Here is a 16,219-nt window from a genome sequence, read left to right on the forward strand (position 1 = left end):
CGTGTGTGCGTTCGCGAGTGAAATCACCCGTTCGCGCGGCGCGAGGATTCCGGGGAGCCACGCTGGGGCACCGGCTTCTACCTGACGGTAGCCGGCGAGAGGTTCCCCATGATGGTGCGAGCGCCCGAGCGGAACAGACGCAGCAGTTTCCGGCGGTACACACGAGGATCGATGGCCGCGCTCGTCGCGGTCGCACTGGCGGCGGTCCTGACCGGGGCCACGCCCTCGGGGCCCCCACGCGTGGTGGTCGGCGGGACCCCCGCGGACACCGCGACCTATCCGTTCGCCGTGGCCCTCTCCAGCCGCGCCGAGTACGGCTCCGCGCGCTCGGGGCAGTTCTGCGGCGGCACGCTGATCGCGCCGACCAAGGTGCTGACGGCCGCGCACTGCATGTACGACGCGAACGGCAAGCGGGACGACCGCGCGGATCTGAAGGTGATCCAGGGGCGGACCGACCTGCGCACCACGCAGGGCCGCGAGGTGGTGGTCGGCGAGGTGTACGTGAATCCGGGCTTCGATCCGAGCGTGATCTCCGGCGACTGGGCGGTGCTCACCCTCGACGAGCCGCTCGGCGCGGGCGTCGCGTCGATGGTGGAACAGGACGCGGACGTCTACGCGAGCGGGACCGCGTCGACCGTGGTCGGCTGGGGTGACACCACGGGGCGAGGCGACTACTCCTCGGCACTGCGCCAGGTCACCGTGCCGCTGGTGTCCGACGCGACCTGCCGCACGGCGTACCCCGGCGGGCAATCGGGGACCTACGACGCCTCCGCGATGGTGTGCGCCGGCGAGCGCCTGGGCGGCAAGGACGCGTGCAGCGCCGACAGCGGCGGGCCGCTCCTGGTGGCGGGTCGCGTCGCCGGGATCGTCTCGTGGGGTGACGGATGCGCCCTGCCGGGTAAACCGGGCGTGTACACCCGGGTCGCCGCGTTCGCCCGGGACATCCGGGATGCCGCCGGATTGTGAGGGATATCACGGACCGCGAGGGCGCCGACCGCCCTCGCGGGTGACGACGACAGACGCCGATGGCGGCCACCTCGCGGTGGCCGCCATCGGCGCGATGTCTGCTCGTCGGGATCTCAGAGGGTCGGCTGTCTGGTCAGTTGTCGTCGTCCGGTGCGGTAACGGGGACCGCCGTGAGGCGGTCGGTCTCGTCCTGTATCTCCACGGCCACCTTCCGAAGCTCAGGCTCGAACTTACGGGCGTGGTGCGCACAGAACAGCAGTTCGCCGCCGCTGGAAAGGACTACCCGAAGGTATGCCTGGGCGCCGCACCGATCACAACGGTCGGCGGCCGTCAACGGACTGGCGGGTGTCAGAACCGAATTCACGTCGCCTCTTCTCTACTCGACGAAGCCTTCATCGATGTCCAACATCAAATCAGCCTCGAACGTTCCCGGGGTGATCGTGTCATGTTCAACAGCTTCTCGGCACACCCCTTCTGCAACTCATTCCTTGTGCATAGGACGTGCCCTGTGCGCGTACGGTTCATGCCGGCCACCCGATCGGGTGGTCGAAGATGTGTTCGGATGCCGGCTAGGATGCGGCGGCGAGCCGTCGCCGGGCTGTCTTCCGGCCCCGGTAGCCTTGCTCTCCGGCGCGACGAAGGTGATCACCGGGCCCGTTCTCGTGGGCTCGGACACCGCGAACGCGCCGCACGGATCGACGCGTTCGCGGCGATCCGACTACGCGACTACATGCGAGGAGTTGCACCGCGTGACCGCCCAGACGACCGCGCAGTCCACCGCGCTCCTGGCGGGCGAGCCCGACCACTCGAACTACACCGCGCGGCATCTCCTCGTTCTCGAGGGTCTTGACGCGGTCCGCAAGCGGCCCGGCATGTACATCGGCTCCACCGACAGTCGGGGCCTGATGCACTGTCTGTGGGAGATCATCGACAACTCGGTGGACGAGGCCCTCGGGGGCTTCGGCGACCGGATCGAGGTGCTCCTGCACGCGGACGGCTCGGTGGAGGTTCGGGACAACGGTCGCGGTATCCCCGTCGACGTGGAGCCCAAGACCGGCCTGTCCGGTGTCGAGGTCGTCATGACCAAGCTGCACGCAGGCGGCAAGTTCGGCGGCGGTTCCTACGCCGCGTCCGGCGGCCTGCACGGCGTCGGCGCCTCCGTGGTCAACGCCCTGTCCGCCCGACTCGACGTCGAGGTGGACCGGAGCGGGCACACCCACGCCATCTCGTTCCGCCGCGGCGTGCCCGGCGAGTTCGCCACCCTCGGTGCGGACGCTCCGTTCAGCGCCGGTAACGGACTGCGCAAGATCAAGAAGATCTCCAAGGCCAAGTCCGGAACCCGGGTCCGCTACTGGGCGGACCGGCAGATCTTCCTCAAGGACGCCGCGCTCGACCTGGAACAGCTCCACTCGCGAGCCCGGCAGACCGCGTTTTTGGTGCCCGGACTCACGATCGTTGTTCGCGACGAGCGTAATGGTGCGAATCCGGGCGAAGCGGACGAACAGGTATTTCACTACTCCGGCGGGATCAGCGAGTTCTGTGAATACCTCGCTCCCGACCGCGCGCTCTGCGACGTGTTGCGCTTCACCGGCTCCGGCACGTTCAAGGAAACCGTGCCGGTGCTCGACGAGCAGGGCCACATGGTGCCCACCGAGGTGCAGCGCGAGCTGGGTGTGGACGTGGCGCTGCGCTGGGGCACGGGTTACGACTCGACCCTGCGCTCCTTCGTCAACATCATCGCCACGCCCAAGGGCGGTACCCACGTCGCCGGGTTCGACCAGGCGCTCCGGCGCACGGTCAACGACGTGCTGCGCTCGACCAAGCTGCTGCGCGTGGCCGAGGACGACATCACCAAGGACGACGCGACCGAGGGCCTGACCGTCGTGGTCACCGTGCGGTTGGCCGAGCCGCAGTTCGAGGGCCAGACCAAGGAGGTGCTGGGCACCTCGGCCGCCGCGCGGATCGTGCAGAACGTGGTGGCCAAGGAACTCAAGGCGTTCCTGACCTCCACCGCGCGCGACCACAAGGCGCAGTCGCGCGCCGTCCTGGAGAAGGTCGTCTCGGCGGCCCGCACCCGGATCGCCGCGCGTCAGCACAAGGAGGCCCAGCGGCGCAAGACGGCCCTGGAGACCTCGGCGCTGCCGGCCAAGCTGGCCGACTGCCGCAGCGACGACGTCGACCGCAGCGAGTTGTTCATCGTCGAGGGCGACTCCGCGCTCGGCACCGCCAAGCTCGCCCGCAACTCGGAGTTCCAGGCCCTGCTGCCGATCCGCGGCAAGATCCTGAACGTGCAGAAGGCGTCCGTCTCGGACATGCTCAAGAACGCCGAGTGCGCCGCGATCATCCAGGTGATAGGTGCGGGCTCGGGGCGCACCTTCGACATCGACCAGGCCCGCTACGGCAAGATCATCTTCATGGCGGACGCCGACGTCGACGGCTCGCACATCCGCTGCCTGCTGCTCACCCTCTTCCAGCGCTACATGCGCCCGATGGTCGAGTCCGGCCGGGTCTTCGCCGCGGTTCCGCCGCTGCACCGGATCGAGCTGTCCCGGCCCAAGAAGGGCCAGGAGAAGTACGTCTACACGTACTCGGACTCCGAGCTGAAGCGCACGCTGCTGGAGTACCAGCGCAAGGGCATCGCCTGGAAGGACCCGATCCAGCGGTACAAGGGTCTGGGCGAGATGGACGCCGATCAGCTCGCGGAGACCACGGTCGATCCCCGGCACCGCACGCTGCGCCGGATCAACCTCGGCGACCTCGAGGCGGCCGAGCGCGTGTTCGACCTGCTGATGGGCAACGAGGTGGCGCCGCGCAAGGAGTTCATCACCAACTCCGCGTCGCTGCTCGACCGCTCGCGGATCGACGTCTGAGCGAACCGGACACCCGGGCACGCGCCGGGCCGGAGGGATTCGTCCCTCCGGCCCGGCGCTTTTTCATGATCAGGACATCCGGGCCAAACAGTCCGTATATCTGCGATAGAAGGACGAATGTCACTCATTGGCGTGTGACCGACCGGTTTCCCGTATCGGCGGGGCGCGGAACCTCGTTGGCCAAGCGATTCCACGACGCATGGCGGGGCCAGGTGTGCGGCCGTGCCGGCGATTCATCCGTACAGGTGAATTGTGCAGAACCTGGCCGTGCGGCCCGCGCCCGCTGACCATGCTGAAAATCGGTCCCGTCGAACGCCTGTCCAGGGCGCTCGGAGTCGGGACGCGGCCGCGCGGTTCGGCGATCGACGAGGAGAGCTACGGTGACGACCAGTTCGTACCGACCCACACCCACCCAGGGTGTGCCGATCGGCGACCCGGGGCCGGATCCGCGCGCGGACATCTACCTGCGCGTGCAGGCGAGCCCCGAGTTCCAGGAGATCCGGCGGCGCTATCGCGACTTCGTCTTCCCGATGTCGCTCGCGTTCCTCGGGTGGTACCTGCTCTACGTGTTCGCGTCCACGTTCGCGCGCGACTTCATGGCGCACCGGATCCTCGGCGCGTTCAACGTCGCGCTGGCCTTCGGCCTGCTCCAGTTCGCGAGCACCTTCCTGATCACGTGGTCGTACGCCCGCAACGCGCGCGACAAGCGTGACCGGGCGGCGCTCAACCTGCGCTGGGAGACCCAGGAGATGTTCCGGTGAACGGTGTGTACCTCGCGGTGGCCGGCGGCCACCGCGGCCTGACCGGCCTGTTGTTCGTGGTATTCGTGGTGATCACGCTGGGCATCACCGTGTGGGCCAGCCGGAACAACCGCACGGCCAACGACTTCTACGCCGGCGGGCGGGAGTTCTCCGCCTCCCAGAACGGGCTGGCGATCGCGGGCGACTACATGTCGGCGGCGTCGTTCCTGGGCATCGCCGGACTGATCGCGCTGTTCGGCTACGACGGCTTCCTGTACTCGATCGGCTTCCTGGTCGCGTGGCTGGTCGTGCTCATGCTGGTGGCCGAACTCGTGCGCAACTGCGGGCGGTTCACGATGGCCGACGTGGTCGCGTTCCGGATGAGCCGCAAGCCGGTGCGGACCGCGGCGGGGGCCGCGACGATCGTGGTCTCGATCTTCTACCTGATCGCGCAGATGGTCGGCGCGGGCACGCTGGTCGCGCTGTTGCTCGGGGACAGCGGCGGCTCGGCGCAGACCTGGACGATCGTGGGCGTGGGCGCGCTGATGGTGGTCTACGTGACCTTCGGCGGGATGAAGGGCACCACCTGGATCCAGATCGTCAAGGCGGTGCTGCTGCTCGGCGGCGCGATCCTGATGACGTTCCTGGTCCTGCTGCGCTTCCACTTCGACCTCGACGAGTTGCTGGACACCGCCGCGCATACCAGCGGCCACGGACAGCAGTTCCTGGAACCGGGTCTGAAGTACGGCAGGAACCTGACCAGTCGGCTGGACTTCATCAGCCTGGCCATCGCGCTGGTGCTGGGCACCGCGGGGCTTCCGCACATCCTGGTGCGCTTCTACACGGTGCCCACCGCGCGGGCCGCGCGGCACTCGGTGATGTGGGCGATCGCGCTGATCGGCACGTTCTACCTGCTCACCATCGTGCTCGGGTTCGGCGCCGCGGCGGTGCTCGGCTCGGACAAGATCCGCAAGTCGAACGCGGCGGGCAACACCGCGCTGCCGCTGCTCGCGGAGGAACTCGGCGGCGGACCGGACACGTTCGGCGGCGTGGTGCTGCTCGCGGTGATCGCGGCGGTCGCGTTCGCGACCATCCTGGCCGTGGTGGCCGGACTGACCCTGGCCTCCTCGGCGTCCTTCGCGCACGACCTGTACACGAACGTGATCCGCAAGGAGGCGACCGACGAGAAGAGCGAACTGCGGGCCGCCCGGATCTCGGCGATCGTGATCGGCGGGATCGCGATCGGGCTGAGCCTGTCCGCGCAGAAGCTCAACGTCGCGTTCCTGGTCGCGCTCGCCTTCGCGGTCGCCGCGTCGGCGAACCTGCCCACGCTGCTGTACACGCTGTTCTGGCGGCGGTTCAACACCAACGGCACGGTGTGGGCGATCTACGGCGGGCTCGGCTCGGCGCTGGTGCTCGTGCTGTTCTCGCCGGTGGTCTCCGGCGGCAAGACGCCGCTGGTGACCGGGATCGACTTCCACTGGTTCCCGTTGGAGAACCCGGGCATCGTGTCGATCCCGATCGGCTTCCTGTGCGGCTGGATCGGCACGCTGCGCTCGGACGAGGAGGCGGACGCCGCCAAGTACGCCGAGATGGAGGTCCGTTCGCTGACCGGGGCGGGCGCCTACTGACGGTGCGTCAACAGCCGGGCCCGCATGCTGGTCGGGAGGCCCTCGTCCTTGCCGCAACTCTCCGGCCGGGCGGGGGCCTCCCGGCGCGCGTCCACCGCGACGGTCCAGGTGCGGCCGTCGGTGTGGTCGACCCGCACGGTCCACCCCCCGTCGTCCTCGGCCCGCTCGTCGTACACCGACAGCGCGTCGGCCCGGAGCTCGCCACAGTCCGTGCGGACCGCGAGCTCGGCGGCCTGACCGGCCCGTGAGTAGGTGGCCCGGCCCCGGCACCGGTCCGGCAACATCTCGCCGCGGCGCGCGGCGGCGATCACGGCGCGGGCCGAGGTGGGGTCCAGGCGGCCGTACAGGTAGCCCTGGGGCAGCACGATGGCGGTCGGGGCGAATCGGTGCCCACCCAGGTGGGTGACCTCCCAGGCGGCCTCCGGGAGGCTCGCGGCGAGCGCGGCGGCGAGCGGGCGGCCCTCGACCGCGCAGCACCGGTCGCGCTTGCCGTTCGTGCAGACCAGGATCAGCGGCTCGGCGACCGGCTCGCCCAGCGCGGGCTCGGCCGGTCCGGCCAGCGCGGCGAGGTCGAGCGCGAGCAGGTCGGCGGCGCCGGCCACGCGCAACCGGCGCAGCCAGGTGCCGCCGGGCTCGGTCCAGGCCAGGAAGACGGTCCGCGGGCCGTGGGGGGAGGTGCCCGCGTCGGCCGGGCCGCCCGCGTCGTCGGCCCGGGGGTTCGCCTCCTCCGGTCGCCGACCCGCCTGGTCCGGCCTGCGGATCAGGGCGGCGCGGAAACCGGCCCTGCCGGCGCGCTCGTCCAGCTCCCGGCCCACCCCGTCGTCGAGCCCGCGACTGCCGGTCAGGGCCTTCGCGGCCCACGGCCCGGGGTGTTCGACCAGCAGCCAACCGCGCGTGGTCGGAGCGGTGCCCGCCATCGGCTCGGCGAGTTCGTGCGAAAGAAAGACGCAGGTTTCCACGACTGTGCACCGTATAGCGTTCACTTGCCGATCGGCCCGATCGGCCCCGCCCCGAGCGCCCGGATCCGATGATCCCGGTACGGTTGTTGCACACGGTAACGATGGGAGGCGGCCATGCCCCAGGGACGGCCCGACGGGAGAGCGGCGATAGCCGGCTTCACGTTGGACGACGCGGTGGCGCTCGCCAGGGCCGCGCACGACGGTCAGTTGGACAAGGGTGGTCACCCGTACATCACGCACCCGCTGCGGGTGATGCGGCAGGTCGAGGGCACGTACACGCAGATGGCGGCGGTCCTGCACGACGTGATCGAGGACACACCGGTGGGCGCGGAAGACCTGCGCGCGGCCGGTGTGCCGGAGCGGGTGGTGGCCGCGGTGATCGCGCTGTCCAAGCTGCCCGGCGAACCGCTGGAGGTCAGCATCGAGCGCGCGGCGGCGGACCCGATCGCGCTCGTGGTCAAGCGGGCCGACATCGCGGACAACCGCTCCGAGGCCCGACTCGGGCAACTCGACGCGGCGACGCAGGTGCGGTTGCGGCGCAAGTACGCGCGCTCGATCGAACTCCTGGAGGAGTTCGCCGCACGCTGACGAACGAGGCAGGCTCGGCCGGCGATCGAACGGGAGAGGCCCCCGCGGCGAGGGACGCCGCGGGGGCCTCGGTGTGTGGGGCCGGATCAGACGGTGCCCGTGGGGCCGCCGACCACCTCGACATGCTTGACCAGCGGCGTGCCGGAGCCGTCCCGGCGCGGATCCGCGGCGGGCAGTTCGACCGGCGCTCCCTTCGCGTCGGAGCCGCGGACCGGCGCCCGGCCCGCCCAGGCCAGGCGCAGCGTGGTCTCGCCCTTGAGGAAGCGCTGGCAGCGCACCCCGCCGGTGGCCCGACCCTTGCGCGGATACTCGGCGAACGGGGTGACCTTGCAGGTGCCGTACTCCGAGCCGAACAGCGCGTCCCCGCTGTAGGCGGCGACCGTGACCACCATCGCGTCGGCGCCCGGATCCACCGCGGTGAACGAGAGCACGGACTGTCCGGTGCCCAGCTTGATCCCGGCCATGCCGCCCGCCGGGCGGCCCTGCGGGCGCACCATCGAGGCCTGGAAGCGCAACAACTGGGCGTCGTCGGTGATGAAGACCAGGTCCTCCTCGCCGGTGCGCAACTCGACCGCGCCGACGATGGCGTCGCCCTCGCGCAGCGTGATCACCTCCAGGTCGTCCTTGTTCGCCGGATAGTCCGGCACGACCCGCTTGACCACCCCCTGCGCGGTGCCGAGCGCGAGCCCGGGGGAGTCGGCGGACAGGGTGGTCAGGCACACCAGTCGCTCGTTCGACTCCAGCGAGACGAACTCGGACAGCGGTGCGCCGCCGGCCAGGTTGGGCGCGGTCGCGGTCTCCGGCAGCGCAGGCAGGTCGACCACGTTGATCCGGAGCAGCCGGCCGGTGCTGGTGACCGCGCCGACCTCGCCGCGCACGGTGGCCGCGACCGAGGACACGACCAGATCGTGTTTGGATCTGCCCCCCTCGGGCGGCAGCGGGCCGCCGGTCGAGGTGCGGGCGAGCAGGCCGGTCGAGGACAGCAGCACGGTGCACGGCGCGTCGGTGACCTGGAGCGGGACCGCCGCGGCCGGCACGTCCGCCGACTCCAGCAGGACCGTGCGGCGCGGTGTGCCGTACTTCTTGGACACCGCGGCCAATTCGTCCGAGACCACCTTCCGGAGCAGCTTGTCGTCCTCGAGGATGGTGGTCAGTTCGGCGATCTCGGCGCGCAACCGCTCCTGCTCGGCCTCCAGTTCGATCCGGTCGAACCGGGTGAGCCGGCGCAGCGGGGTGTCCAGGATGTAGGACGCCTGGATGTCGGACAGCGAGAACGTCTCCATCAGACGTTCCTTGGCCTGCGCCGAGTTGTCGCTCGAGCGGATCAGCTCGATCACGCGGTCGATGTCGATCAGCGCGACGAGCAGGCCGTCGACCAGGTGCAGGCGCTCCTGGCGCTTGCGGCGCCGGAACTCGCTGCGCCTGCGGACCACCTCGAAGCGGTGGTCCACGTAGACCTGGAGCAGTTCCTTCAGGCCCAGCGTGAGCGGCTGGCCGTCGACCAGCGCGACGTTGTTGATGCCGAAGGTCTCCTCCATCGGCGTCAGCTTGTAGAGCTGCTGGAGGATCGCCTCGGGGTTGAACCCGTTCTTGATCTCGATGACCAGACGCAGGCCGTGCGAGCGGTCGGTGAGGTCCTTCAGGTCCGCGATGCCCTGGACCTTCTTGGCCTGCACCAACTCCTTGATCTTGGCGATCACCCGCTCCGGGCCGACGTTGTACGGCAATTCGGTGACCACGATGCCCTTGCGGCGCGCGGTGACCGACTCGACCGTCGCGGTGGCGCGGATCTTGAAGGTGCCGCGGCCCTTCTCGTACGCGTCGCGGACCCCGCCCAGGCCCACGATCCGGCCGCCGGTGGGCAGGTCGGGGCCGGGGACGTGGCGCATCAGGTCGTCGAGTGTGGCGGTGGGGTGTCGGATCAGGTGACGCGCGGCGGCGACCACCTCGACCAGGTTGTGCGGCGGCATGTTGGTCGCCATGCCGACCGCGATCCCGGACGCCCCGTTGACGAGCAGGTTCGGGAACGCGGCGGGCAGGACGCCCGGTTCCTGTTCCTGGCCGTCGTAGTTGGGGCCGAAGTCGACGACGTCCTCGTCGATCGAGTCGACCATCAGCATCGCGGCCGAGGACAGCCGGGACTCGGTGTATCGCATCGCGGCGGGCGGGTCGTCGCCGCCGAGCGAGCCGAAGTTCCCGTGGCCGTCGATCAGCGGCAGGCGCATCGAGAACGGCTGCGCCATGCGCACCAGGGTGTCGTAGATGGGGCCGTCACCGTGCGGGTGCAGCTTGCCCATCACCTCGCCCACGACACGGGCGCACTTGACGTACCCCCGGTCCGGGCGCAGGCCCATCTCGGCGGCTTGGTACAGGATGCGGCGATGCACGGGCTTGAGCCCGTCGCGGGCGTCCGGCAGTGCCCGCGAGTAGATGACCGAGTAGGCGTACTCCAGGAAGGAGCCCTGCATCTCGTCGACGACATCGATGTCGAGGATGCGTTCCTCGAAGTCGTCCGGTGGCTGCGGACCGGAGGTTTTCGTACTACGGCGGGCCATGCGCGGCGTTGCTCCTTTGCTTCTTCGGGCCGGCGCCGGGCCGAGTCTCCCGTGTCCGCCCGAGGGCGGCGCGGCCGGGGACGGCCCGCACGGCGTGCCCATTGTGACGCGCCGGTGCGACATGTGAGTGCATCGACCCGGGTGACAGCGTGCTTGAGGGCCGTGCGAGGAGGGAAGGACAGCCCTTTGGCCCACGGTTGCGCCGCAGTCTCCGGCCGCCGTCCGAGCAGGAAGAACGAAGGGTTCCGCGATGGACGACAAGCAGATCCGCGAACGCATCACCGACATGGTCGAGCAGGAGCGTGCCCTGCGCGACCAACTTGCGCAAGGCGTGATCTCGTCGGGTGAGGAGCATGCCCGGCTGGCCGAGGTGGAGGCCGAACTCGACCAGTGCTGGGACCTGCTGAGGCAGCGTCAGGCGTTGCGGGACGCCGGCGGGGACCCGGCGACGGCCGCGGCGCGGCCGACGCGCGAGGTGGAGGGCTACCAGCAGTAGTCGCCGGCGGGCGGCTTCGCCGATCGCGAACAGCCCGAAAGCGGGAGTCGAACGGGCACCGCGCGTCGTTAGGGTGAGGGTGGCCGCCGGTGCGGCGGTCACTCTCCAGGAGAGGACGGTTGGGCATATGGCAGGACCGGCGACTGCATCGTTGGGGTTCACCGCGACCACGCACACCCTCGGCAACGGGCTCCGCGTGGTGCTCTCGGAGGACCACGTCGACCCCGTGGCCGCCGTCTGCCTCTGGTACGACGTGGGCTCACGGCATGAACGGCCCGGGCGGACCGGCCTCGCGCACCTCTTCGAGCACCTGATGTTCCAGGGTTCGGCCAACGTGCACGGCAACGAGCACTTCGAGTTCGTGCAGTCCGCGGGCGGTTCGCTCAACGGCACCACGAGCTTCGAGCGCACGAACTACTACGAGACGATGCCCGCGCACCAGTTGGAACTCGCGCTGTGGCTGGAGGCGGACCGCATGGGCGGGCTGCTGAAGGCGCTGACCGAGGAGAGCCTGGACAACCAGCGCGACGTGGTCAAGAACGAGCGCCGGCAGCGCTACGACAACGTGCCCTACGGCACCGCGTGGGAGCGGCTGGTGGCGATGGCCTTCCCCGAGGGCCACCCGTACCACCACATGCCGATCGGCTCGATGGCCGACCTGGACGCCACCTCGCTCGCGGACTGCCAGGCGTTCTTCCGGACCTACTACGCGCCCAACAACGCGGTGCTCGCGATCGTCGGCGACGTGGATCCCGAGCAGACCCTGGCCTGGGTGGAGAAGTACTTCGGCAGCATTCCCGCGCACGACGGCAAGCCGGTGCCCGCGGACGGCACGCTGCCGCCGGTCCTGGGCGCCGAGGTGCGCGAGACGGTGCACGAGGAGGTGCCCTCGCCGGCCCTGATGGCCGCCTACCGGATGCCGGCCGACGGCACCCGGGGCGCGGACGCGGCGGACATCGCGCTGACCGTGCTGGGCGAGGGGGAGAGCTCGCGGCTGAACACCCGGCTGGTGCGGCACGACGAGCTGGCGATCTACGCCGGGGTGGGCCTGATGCGGCTGTCCGGCACCGCGTCGGTGGCGATGCTGGACGTCAAGGCGTCCGGTTCGGGCGCGGTCGGGGCGATCGACGCGGCGCTGGCCGAGGAGTTCGCGCGGTTCGCGGCCGAGGGTCCGACCCCGGCCGAACTCGAACGCGCGCAGGCCCAGTTGGAGCGGGCCTACCTGGACACGATGGCCACGGCGGGCGGCCGGGCGGACGAACTGTGCCGCTACGAGACGTTGTTCGGCGACGCGAACCTGGCGTTCACCGCGCTGGACCGGCTGCTGGACATCACGGCCGAGGAGGTGCGGGCGGTGGCCGCCGAGCGCCTGGTGCCGGACAACCGTGCGGTGCTCGTGTACGAACCGACCGACGACGCGGACGAGAACGAGGAGCAGGTCGCGTGACCCAGACCGGCGAGATGGTGTTCCACCCGCGCCCCGGCGCGGGCCCGGCCCGCGAGTGGACCTTCCCCGCGCCCGAGCGCTCGGTGCTGGGCAACGGCCTCGCGGTGCTGCGCGTGGACCGACCCGGCCAGAAGGTGGTGGCGGTCGAGCTGGTGCTCGACTCGCCGCTGGCCGCCGAGCCGACCGAGCGCGAGGGCGTCGCGACGATCATGGCGCGCGCGCTCACCGAGGGCACCGACAAGATGGGCGCCGAGGAGTTCGCCGCGGAGTTGGAGCGCTGCGGTGCGACGATCGACAGTGACGCCGATCACCCGGGCGTGCGGGTCGCGCTGGACGTGCCGGCCTCGCGCCTGGAGCGGGCGCTGGGGCTGCTCGCGGACGCGGTACGGGCGCCGGCCTTCCCGGCGGACGAGGTGGACCGGCTGGTGCGCCAGCGGCTGGACGAGATCGTGCACGAGCTGGCCAGTCCGCCCCGGCGCGCGGCGCTCGCGCTGAGCGCGACGCTGTTCGACGCCTCGGTGCGGCTGTCCCGGCCGCGGGCCGGCACCTCGGAGAGCGTCGCACGGGTGGACCGCGCGGCCGTGTGGGACTTCTTCACGGCGCACGTGCGTCCGCAGACCGCCACCCTGGTCGTGGTCGGCGACTTCGAGGGCGTGGACGTCACCGGTGTGCTGGAGCGCACGATCGGCACCTGGCACGCGGAGCCGGCCGAGCCCTCGCGACCGGCCCCCGTGCTCGCCGACGACCACGCCCGGGTGCTGATCGTGCACCGGCCGGGCAGCGTGCAGACGCAACTGCTGGTCGGGCGCACCGGACCGGGCCGCGAGGACGCCTCGTGGCCGGCCCTGACCATCGGTACGTACTGCCTGGGCGGCACGCTCACCTCGCGCCTGGACCGGGTGCTGCGCGAGGAGAAGGGCTACACCTACGGCGTGCGCGCGGGCAACCAGTCGTTGCCGGTGGGCTCGCTGCTGGCGATCCACGGCTCGGTGGAGACCGATGTCACAGGGCCGGCCGTCGCGGACCTGGTCACCGTGCTGCGCACGCTGGCCGCCGAGGGCCTGGAGGACGTCGAGCGGGACGCGGCGGTGCAGAGCATCGTGGGCGTCGCGCCGCTGAAGTACGTGACGCCGCGCGCGGTGTGCGACTCGCTCGCGGACATGGCCGCCGAGCGGCTCCCGGACGACTACCTGCCGGAGCTCTACCTGCGGCTGGCCGACGTGGCCACCAAGGACGCCGCCGCGTCGGTGTCCGCCGCGTTCGACCCCGAGCACCTCGTGGTGGTCCTGGTGGGCGACGCGGACAAGATCCGCGAGCCGCTGGAAGCACTCGAAATCGGACCGGTCACGGTCGTCGAATAGGCGCGTGCGGCGGTGGGCGGACCACAACGGGCGGCCCACCGCCAACCGCGATCTCCCGGGGCACTTAACGTAGACCCATGACTCAGCCGTTGCCGGGCGCCGGGCCCGGAGAGACGACAGCCATCCCGCCGGTCGACAGACCCGACGGGAAGGAAGGCGATCCCCCCGCGCCGCTCGGCGTCGGACTGACCGCCGCGGACGTCGCGGAACGGGTCGCCAGAGGCGACGTCAACGACGTCCCCGTGCGCTCCAGTCGATCGACGTCCGAGATCGTCAAGGCGAACGTCTTCACCCGGTTCAACGCCGTCATCGGCGTGTTGTGGCTGATCATCCTGTCCGTCGGGTCGGTCAAGGACGGCCTGTTCGGCTTCGTGATCATCGCCAACACCGGGATCGGGATCATCCAGGAGATGCGCGCCAAGCGCACCCTGGACCGGCTCGCGGTGATCGGCGAGTCCAAGCCGGTGGTGCGCCGGGACGGGCAGGCCGTTGCGCTGTCCCCCTCGGACCTCGTGCTCGACGACGTGATCGAGCTGGGCGCGGGCGACAAGGCCGCGGTGGACGGCGTGGTCGTGGAGGCCGACAACCTCGAGATCGACGAGTCGCTGCTCACCGGCGAGGCCGACCCGGTGATCAAGCGCCCGGGCGACCCGGTGATGTCCGGCAGCTTCGTGGTGGCCGGCAACGGCGCGTTCACCGCGACCCGGGTGGGTCGCGAGGCGTACGCCGCGCAGCTCATGGAGGAGGCCAGCAAGTTCACGCTGGTGGCCTCGGAACTGCGCAACGGGATCAGCACGATCCTCAAGTACGTCACCTGGATCCTGTTCCCGGCCTCGATCGCGCTGATCATCAGCCAGTACCGGCTGGAGGACACCACCTGGCGCGAGGCCGTCACCCGGATGATCGCGGGCATCGTGCCGATGGTCCCCGAGGGCCTGGTGCTGCTCACCTCGCTGGCGTTCGCGGTCGGTGTGGTGCGTCTGGGTCGCAAGCAGTGCCTGGTCCAGGAGTTGCCCGCGATCGAGGGCCTGGCCCGGGTCGACGTGGTCTGCCTGGACAAGACCGGCACGCTCACCGAGGGCGGCATGAACGTCGCCGAGGTGCGCGAGCTGGCCGAGGGCCTGCCGGTGCGCTCCGCGCTCGGCGCGCTCGGCACCACCGAGCCGCGCCCGAACGCGAGCCTGGCCGCGATCATCGACGAGTGCCCGGCCGAGCACGGCTGGACCTCGGTGGAGAGCGTGCCGTTCTCGTCCGCGCGCAAGTACAGCGGCGCGACGTTCGAGGTGGCAGGCTCCCGCACCACGTGGTTGATCGGCGCCCCCGAGGTGCTGGTGACCACGCGGGCGCACGGCGAACTGCTCGCCGACGCCGAACGCCTGGGCGCGCAGGGCCTGCGGGTACTGCTGCTGGTCCGCACCGACGCCTCGCTCGCGGACACCGTCGACGCGCTCGTCGGCGGCCCGGACGGCGCCGAGGTGACGCCCGCCGCACTGGTGGTGCTGGAGCAGCGGCTGCGGCACGACGCGGGCGCGACCCTGGACTACTTCGCCGATCAGGGCGTGGCGGCCAAGGTGATCTCCGGCGACAACGCGATCTCGGTCGGCGCGGTGGCCGCCAAGCTCGGCATCAAGGGCGCCGACCACCCGGTGGACGCGCGCACGCTGCCCACCGATCAAAACGAGCTGGCGGACGTGCTGGAGGCCAACACGGTCTTCGGCCGGGTCACCCCGCAGCAGAAGCGGGACATGGTCGCCGCCCTCCAGTCGCGCGGGCACAACGTGGCGATGACCGGCGACGGCGTCAACGACGTACTCGCGCTCAAGGACGCCGACATCGGCGTGTCGATGGGCTCGGGCAGCGAGGCCACCAAGGGCGTCGCGCAGATCGTGCTGCTGGACAACAGCTTCGCGACGCTGCCGTCGGTGGTCGGCGAGGGCCGCCGGGTGATCGGCAACATCGAGCGGGTCTCCAACCTGTTCCTGACCAAGACCGCCTACTCGGTGCTGCTGGCCATCCTGGTCGTGATCGCCAACGTGCCCTACCCGTTCCTGCCTCGGCACCTGACCCTGCTGGCCTGGTTCACCATCGGCACCCCGGCGTTCTTCCTGGCCCTGGCGCCGAACAAGGAACGCGCCCGTCCCGGCTTCGTCAAGCGGGTGCTGCGCTACTCGGGCCCTTCCGGGGTGATCGCCGGCACGGCGACCTTCACCGCGTACCTGCTGGCCCGCTCGCACTACGGCGCGACGGACGCCACGCGTACGGCCGAGACGTCGATCGCGACGCTGACGCTGTTCCTGGTCGGCCTGTGGGTGCTCGCGATCATCGCCCGCCCGTACACGTGGTGGCGGATAGGGCTGGTGCTGGTGATGGGGGCCGGGTTCGCCACGGTGATCTCGGTGCCATGGCTCCAGGACTTCTTCGAACTCAAGCTGGTCGGTACGCAGATGCCGTGGACCGCGGTCGGCCTCGCGGCGGCCGCCGGAGTGCTTCTGGAGATCGTCGCGTACTGGAACAAGCGCCGCCTGGCGAGCGAGGTGGCCGCGTAGGCGCCTCGGGCGCGGGTCGGGCAGCGGCCCGGCCCACGCCCGGGGAGTGGGCCCGGCCGC

12 protein-coding genes are annotated in these 16,219 nt (G+C 70.8%); 9 read left to right on the forward strand and 3 right to left on the reverse strand.

Annotated features, from left to right (window positions below):
* Positions 1 to 171: 171 nt before the first annotated feature.
* Positions 172 to 966 (forward strand): S1 family peptidase, encoded by a 795-nt coding sequence (locus tag ACWCPW_RS31220; protein ID WP_449764912.1) that lies wholly within the window; start codon positions 172 to 174, stop codon positions 964 to 966.
* Positions 967 to 1,099: 133 nt separating this feature from the next.
* Here ACWCPW_RS31220 and ACWCPW_RS31225 read toward each other — a convergent pair whose 3' ends face one another.
* Positions 1,100 to 1,330, reverse strand: a complete 231-nt coding sequence (locus tag ACWCPW_RS31225) for a DUF7455 domain-containing protein (protein ID WP_020555816.1) — start codon at positions 1,328 to 1,330, stop codon at positions 1,100 to 1,102.
* 385 nt (positions 1,331 to 1,715) lie between these two features.
* On the opposite strand from ACWCPW_RS31225, the gene ACWCPW_RS31230 reads away from it, so the two are divergent.
* The 3 genes from ACWCPW_RS31230 (at position 1,716) to ACWCPW_RS31240 (ending at position 6,207) form a co-directional block, all read left to right on the forward strand.
* Complete coding sequence (locus ACWCPW_RS31230; RefSeq protein ID WP_449764913.1) at positions 1,716 to 3,836, forward strand: DNA gyrase/topoisomerase IV subunit B; 2,121 nt, start codon at positions 1,716 to 1,718, stop codon at positions 3,834 to 3,836.
* 380 nt (positions 3,837 to 4,216) lie between these two features.
* A complete protein-coding gene (locus ACWCPW_RS31235) occupies positions 4,217 to 4,597 on the forward strand; it encodes a DUF485 domain-containing protein (protein ID WP_449764914.1) in 381 nt (126 codons plus the stop codon).
* 17 nt (positions 4,598 to 4,614) lie between these two features.
* Positions 4,615 to 6,207, forward strand: a complete 1,593-nt coding sequence (locus tag ACWCPW_RS31240) for a solute symporter family protein (RefSeq protein ID WP_449765011.1) — start codon at positions 4,615 to 4,617, stop codon at positions 6,205 to 6,207.
* Here the strand turns inward: ACWCPW_RS31240 and ACWCPW_RS31245 are convergent.
* Positions 6,201 to 7,166: a sucrase ferredoxin gene (locus tag ACWCPW_RS31245; protein WP_449764915.1), complete on the reverse strand. Its 966-nt coding sequence runs from the start codon at positions 7,164 to 7,166 to the stop codon at positions 6,201 to 6,203. The genes ACWCPW_RS31240 and ACWCPW_RS31245 overlap by 7 nt on opposite strands.
* A gap of 114 nt (positions 7,167 to 7,280) precedes the next feature.
* Between ACWCPW_RS31245 and ACWCPW_RS31250 the strand changes: the two genes are divergently transcribed.
* Positions 7,281 to 7,754, forward strand: a complete 474-nt coding sequence (locus ACWCPW_RS31250) for an HD domain-containing protein (RefSeq protein WP_449764916.1) — start codon at positions 7,281 to 7,283, stop codon at positions 7,752 to 7,754.
* An 86-nt stretch (positions 7,755 to 7,840) separates the two neighbouring features.
* Here ACWCPW_RS31250 and ACWCPW_RS31255 read toward each other — a convergent pair whose 3' ends face one another.
* The gene (locus ACWCPW_RS31255; RefSeq protein ID WP_449764917.1) at positions 7,841 to 10,309 is read right to left on the reverse strand and encodes a DNA gyrase/topoisomerase IV subunit A; all 2,469 of its coding nucleotides are present in this window, start codon (positions 10,307 to 10,309) and stop codon (positions 7,841 to 7,843) included.
* Between the two features lie 250 nt (positions 10,310 to 10,559).
* Between ACWCPW_RS31255 and ACWCPW_RS31260 the strand changes: the two genes are divergently transcribed.
* The 4 genes from ACWCPW_RS31260 (at position 10,560) to ACWCPW_RS31275 (ending at position 16,159) form a co-directional block, all read left to right on the forward strand.
* Positions 10,560 to 10,805 carry a DUF2630 family protein gene (locus ACWCPW_RS31260; protein WP_449764918.1) on the forward strand — a complete coding sequence of 82 codons (246 nt, stop codon included), beginning with the start codon at positions 10,560 to 10,562 and terminating at the stop codon, positions 10,803 to 10,805.
* A 127-nt stretch (positions 10,806 to 10,932) separates the two neighbouring features.
* Complete coding sequence (locus ACWCPW_RS31265; protein WP_449764919.1) at positions 10,933 to 12,252, forward strand: M16 family metallopeptidase; 1,320 nt, start codon at positions 10,933 to 10,935, stop codon at positions 12,250 to 12,252.
* Positions 12,249 to 13,613: a M16 family metallopeptidase gene (locus tag ACWCPW_RS31270; RefSeq protein ID WP_449764920.1), complete on the forward strand. Its 1,365-nt coding sequence runs from the start codon at positions 12,249 to 12,251 to the stop codon at positions 13,611 to 13,613. Before ACWCPW_RS31265 ends, ACWCPW_RS31270 begins: the two co-directional genes overlap by 4 nt.
* 77 nt (positions 13,614 to 13,690) lie before the next feature.
* A complete protein-coding gene (locus ACWCPW_RS31275) occupies positions 13,691 to 16,159 on the forward strand; it encodes an HAD-IC family P-type ATPase (RefSeq protein ID WP_449764921.1) in 2,469 nt (822 codons plus the stop codon).
* Positions 16,160 to 16,219: the final 60 nt, after the last annotated feature.

It is taken from the genome of Embleya sp. NPDC001921 (genome assembly GCF_053594475.1).

Coding starts and splice junctions, on each gene's coding strand:
- ACWCPW_RS31220 (WP_449764912.1), top strand. CDS start 172: ATGGCCGCGCTCGTCGCGGTCGCACTGGCGGCGGTCCTGACCGGGGCC.
- ACWCPW_RS31250 (WP_449764916.1), top strand. CDS start 7,281: ATGCCCCAGGGACGGCCCGACGGGAGAGCGGCGATAGCCGGCTTCACG.
- ACWCPW_RS31255 (WP_449764917.1), bottom strand. CDS start 10,309: ATGGCCCGCCGTAGTACGAAAACCTCCGGTCCGCAGCCACCGGACGAC.
- ACWCPW_RS31260 (WP_449764918.1), top strand. CDS start 10,560: ATGGACGACAAGCAGATCCGCGAACGCATCACCGACATGGTCGAGCAG.
- ACWCPW_RS31265 (WP_449764919.1), top strand. CDS start 10,933: ATGGCAGGACCGGCGACTGCATCGTTGGGGTTCACCGCGACCACGCAC.
- ACWCPW_RS31275 (WP_449764921.1), top strand. CDS start 13,691: ATGACTCAGCCGTTGCCGGGCGCCGGGCCCGGAGAGACGACAGCCATC.